The sequence below is a fragment of the Natrarchaeobius oligotrophus genome (assembly GCF_003841465.1).
GTDB classification, from domain to species: Archaea; Halobacteriota; Halobacteria; order Halobacteriales; family Natrialbaceae; genus Natrarchaeobius; species Natrarchaeobius oligotrophus.
The window spans coordinates 1-4,675 of record NZ_REFZ01000045.1 but is presented as its reverse complement, the minus strand read 5'-3'; the positions used below and the strand labels follow the sequence as shown (position 1 = coordinate 4,675).

Here is a 4,675-nt window from a genome sequence, read left to right as displayed (position 1 = left end):
TTCTCGCGGCTTCCCTTCGTTGATCTGCTCCTTGAGTTCGTAGAGTTCCTCAAGCGTGATATCGTCAAGCCGACCCATTATCAACTCTACCACACCTATCGGTAAATAATTTCCTTAATCACTATGAGACGATACAGTCGGTAGGTCTTCAGCCCTGACAAGATTCCACGAGTATACCAGAAGAATCCCGCTCAGAACGAACATCGCTAAATGGAAGGGGATTACCCGAGGATACTCCACGTATTGTGGGCCGATGATATACTGAACGAACATATACGCGGCGTATGCGGCTGGAGGAATAGCTGCGATAGGCCCAGTTTGGTTTCCTCGAAGGACGAGCACGGCAGCCAGGACACTCAACGGTGACACGACCAAGAGTGAAACGGCCTCCAAACCAAGAGTCTGATTCATAACAGACTCCGACAACGGATACGTTATGACGCCAGCTACCAGAGGGCCGAGGAGCGAGTTGGCTGCCAATCCAGCGGCGAGTGCAACGAGACCGCCAGCCAACCACCGATTCGATCGTTGGTTCATCGCTGAAATTCTCCGTCTTTACGCCGGAAGATGATCATCGCGGAAACGGCGAAAGCACTGTCGGCTGGTGTACTCTCCATGAGTTTCCTCTCGACGGTCCCGCGACACGTGAACACTGCATGATTTTATCGCTCGTTGCAACCACATGGTGGATTTAACCTTGGGTGACTGTTTCTGTCTAACATGACACAACGGAGAGTGGGTGCACATTCTACCGGGAGACCATTAAAAGGGGTTGATGACCGCTCTCGGTCGCTCCATCTTGATTCTGCGTGTGAGAAGACCCGCAGGAAGTGAATTCCGATGAGAACGTACCTCCCATACGTGGCAGCAGTCGCACTTGCGATCCACGGGGTAATCCACTTCCTCGGGATCGGAGTATACTTCGAGTTAGTCGAGATGGCTGATCTCCCGTACAAGACTACACTGCTCGGCGGTGCCATTGACGTAGGTGATGCCGGGATACGGGTCTTTGCTCTGTTGACTGCCGTAGCTGGCGTCGGATTCGTCGCTTCGGCTCTCGCGCTGGTAACTGGCTGGCGCTACTGGCGAGAAATACTGCTCGGGGTTACCGCGTTTTCACTGGTTCTCACGACACTCGATTGGACCGTCGCCTCAGCAGGCGTTCTGGCGAACCTGACGATTCTGGCTGGCCTTTTCGTGATGCCACGGTTGTGAAGACTCTCTGTTGCACTTCTCGTCTGAGTGTCTGTGACAATGCATCGATATCACGTCGAGCCCCGGGTCAATAGACTTGCTGGATGAGAGTATCAAACTCACCTACAAAAAGGCAAAACACGGTAGTGATCGAAAGAGGAGTATGGCCATCCTCGAACGAGCTCCCGCTGTACTTTCCTTATCGGACCCGCGGGCCACGAATACTGAACTCTCCGGCGGGAAGGGAGCAAACCTCGCCAAACTCGTCTCGGCTGGACTTCCCGTTCCGGACGGGTCCTGCGTGACGACGGCTGTCTACGAAGAACTCGCGGACGACGAGGAGATTTCCGCGATGATCGACGACCTCGAAGCCACGGATCCGATCGATACCGAGAGGTTGCGGGAGCGAGCAACGGAACTCCGGGATACCATCAAAACGAAAGAACTCCCAGAGGACGTCCGGGAATCTATCGAGGTCCAACTGGAACCGGGAATCTCGTACGTCACCAGGTCGAGTGCGACAGCCGAGGACCTCCCGACGGCCTCATTCGCCGGACAACATAGCACGGTCCTCGACGTGAGCAGCCTTGCGGACGTTACGGACGCGGTTCTGGACTGTATGGCGAGTCTGTTCACCGATCGGGCGGTATCGTACCGAGCGAGAAACGAGATTGCACACGAGGAGGTGTCGATGTGCGTCGTCGTCCAGGAGATGATCGACGCAGACGCCTCCGGCGTGCTGTTCACGGCCGATCCGCTCACCGGCAAGCGGACCGTCTCCTCGATCGACGCCTCGACCGGACTGGGTGAAGCGGTCGTTTCGGGAACGGTGACAGCGGAAAAGGTTCGGGTAGACCGAGAGTCCGGCGACATTCTCGAATATCGTGCCGGAGTCAGTGGCGACGATGGATCCAATCCGGTCGGCGCGAACGAACCGGTCAGTGACATCGAGAACGGAGGCGTACCGGACGCCGAGGACGACCGAGTTCTCACCGACGAGCAGGTGACGACGCTCGTCGCCTACGGTGAGGGGATCGAACGTTCGTTCGGTTCTCCACAGGATATCGAGTGGTCGATCGCCGACGGTCAGTTCTGGATGCTGCAAACGCGCCCGATAACCACGCTCTCGCCACTCCCCGAACCGCGGCCCGATGACGACGCGCTGCACGTCTACTACAGCTGGAATCACCGGCAGGGGATGACCGAGGTGATGCCGCCGTTCGTTGTCGATTACTGGTCGCGGACGATGGACGGACTGTTCGACCGATTCGGGTCTGATCCCGAGACTGGGTTGTCGAGTGCGACCGCGGGTGGGATGGTGTACATCGACGTTACGTCACTCCTGCAATCAGATCGGCTTGCACCGATCCTCCTCGAAGGGCTCAACGACTTCGATAGGCAAGCAATTGCGCCCCTCGAAGCCGTTCGTGAACAGCGTGGTGACGAACTGGCCCAATCGTCCATGCTTCGGGGCACGTCGCTAACGCAGACTGCTTCGACGATCGGGAAGTTAGCTCCCGTCGTCGGAGAGACGTTCGGTTCCATCCTTCAGGGGTTGGTGAGCAGCTCGTACGAACGGGTTCCCCGCAGAGCGCGACAGTGGGCAGACGCCTCAGCAGCGGAGATGATACGGGATATTCGGGCAGGAAATTCGGAGGCAGAACGCCTGCGGATAGCTCTCGAAACAAACGACGAGTTTAGCTGGGAAGCCATGGAGCGGGCGTTGAAGCTGTGGAACGTCTACTTCTACAGGGCGGCCCTACGGCGGCTCTGTCCCAATGCCGACGACGAGTTCGAGGCCCTCGAACGAGGGTTGCGCGAGAACGTCACCACAGCGATGATGATCGAACTGGGAGACGTTACCGACGTCGCCCGTGACAACCCGCAAGTCAAACGAGCTCTCGAAGAGGGCCGTAGCCTCGATGAAATACGCGAGGTGGCCGGTGGCGAGGAGTTCACTGCTGCGTTCGAGAACTTCCTCGATGAGAACGGCTTCAGGGCCCCCGCCGAAATCGAGTTCTCTCGCCCACGATATCACGAGGATCCGGCACCGCTGTTGAGCACTGTTCGGGCGAAGCTCGAAACTGGCGAACCGGGAGACCACAGAACGCACGTCGAACGCCTGGAGACTGAAGCCAAGCGAGCGATTTCCCGCCTCGAACGGCAAGCGAGCCGAGAGCGGTTCGGCTCGGTTCGCCGACGCCTCGTCCGTCCCTTCGCACTGCGGTACCGGAGCTATCTCTCGATGCGAGAGGTCACTAAATACGCCCTGTCGCAACTGCTGGATGAAACTCGGCGACAGGTACTCGCGGCTGGTGAGAAATTGGAACGTGACGGCCGTCTCGAAGACGCGAACGACGTCTGGCTCTATGACTTCGACGAACTGCTGGCCGAACTCACGAATCCGAACACGCCGACCGATGTCGATCTCGATGCACGGCGGGCCGAACAGTTCCACCACCAGCAACTTCGTGCACCGCGTGTCATCACGAGTGACGGGGAGATCCCCCGAGGGAGTATTGCTTCGGACGTCGATACGGACGGACTCGTGGGTATTCCGACAGCCAGTGGTGTCGCAGAAGGACATGCTCGGGTCATCGAAGAGCCGAGCGACGCGACCCTCGAAACAGGGGAGATACTCGTCGCCCCGCACACCGACCCCGGCTGGACGCCGCTGTTTCTCAACGCAGCCGGGCTGGTGACCAATAACGGCGGGAAGATGACCCACGGGTCGATCGTTGCCCGAGAGTACGGCATCCCATCGGTGGTCGTCGCTGGAGCGACTGAACAGATCGAAACCGGACAGCGAATTCGAGTCGATGGTAATCGGGGCGTCGTCGAATTGCTCGACGACTGACCGTGACCCGCGAACGCGTCTTCGGGGCTGAAACTATTATGCGGTCTCACCGCAACTGTCGTGGTATGCGTAGACTCTCGCTCACGTTATTGACGCTCGCACTTACGGGGTGGCTGATCGCCGGTGTCGCACACGTACGGAGTCTCCGAGCCGATAACGAAGACGAGAGATCGAGGTGGACGATGAGACGGAACCAGTGTCTGCTGCTGTCGAGTATTTCCATGAACTCGTTCGTCGTGATCGCGCTGTATCGGTACGCGAAGAAACTCACGCATCGAAGGGGCTGATACTGGACAAAAGCGATCGGGCCGTCACTATTCGACTGCCCGGTTGTCCTCCGTCGGTGGTTGAGAGTTCGTGTGGACATACCCACCAGCGGCGCTCAGTCCCACGAACCAGAGGGCGAATATAGAACGAGCTTCGAGCCGCTATTCGAAAGTGGTCGTCAACCGGTATAGTACCTATAAACGTCACCACCTTTTGGAATTATCTATGAAGAGGGTGTCATACAATTCATCTCATGCCACGAGCTTGGTTCGACCCGGATTTTCACCCTGTTCGTAGTTCGTGATGGCAACGATCACTCGGAGACACAGTCCAAGATACACTTCTACCCGCGCATGG

At 57.8% G+C, this 4,675-nt stretch carries 2 protein-coding genes; both read left to right on the top strand.

Going from position 1 to position 4,675, the window contains the following annotated elements; genetic code table 11:
- Positions 1 to 840 precede the first annotated feature (840 nt).
- Positions 841 to 1,215 carry an ABC transporter permease gene (locus EA472_RS21640; protein ID WP_124193526.1) on the top strand — a complete coding sequence of 125 codons (375 nt, stop codon included), beginning with the start codon at positions 841 to 843 and terminating at the stop codon, positions 1,213 to 1,215.
- A 142-nt stretch (positions 1,216 to 1,357) separates the two neighbouring features.
- On the top strand, positions 1,358 to 4,051 hold the full coding sequence (locus tag EA472_RS21635) for a PEP/pyruvate-binding domain-containing protein (RefSeq protein WP_124193525.1): 2,694 nt from the start codon (positions 1,358 to 1,360) through the stop codon (positions 4,049 to 4,051).
- Positions 4,052 to 4,675 lie beyond the last annotated feature (624 nt).

Bases quoted from the DNA above. Each gene is read 5' to 3' on its own strand.
- EA472_RS21640 (WP_124193526.1), top strand. From the start codon at position 841: ATGAGAACGTACCTCCCATACGTGGCAGCAGTCGCACTTGCGATCCAC.
- EA472_RS21635 (WP_124193525.1), top strand. From the start codon at position 1,358: ATGGCCATCCTCGAACGAGCTCCCGCTGTACTTTCCTTATCGGACCCG.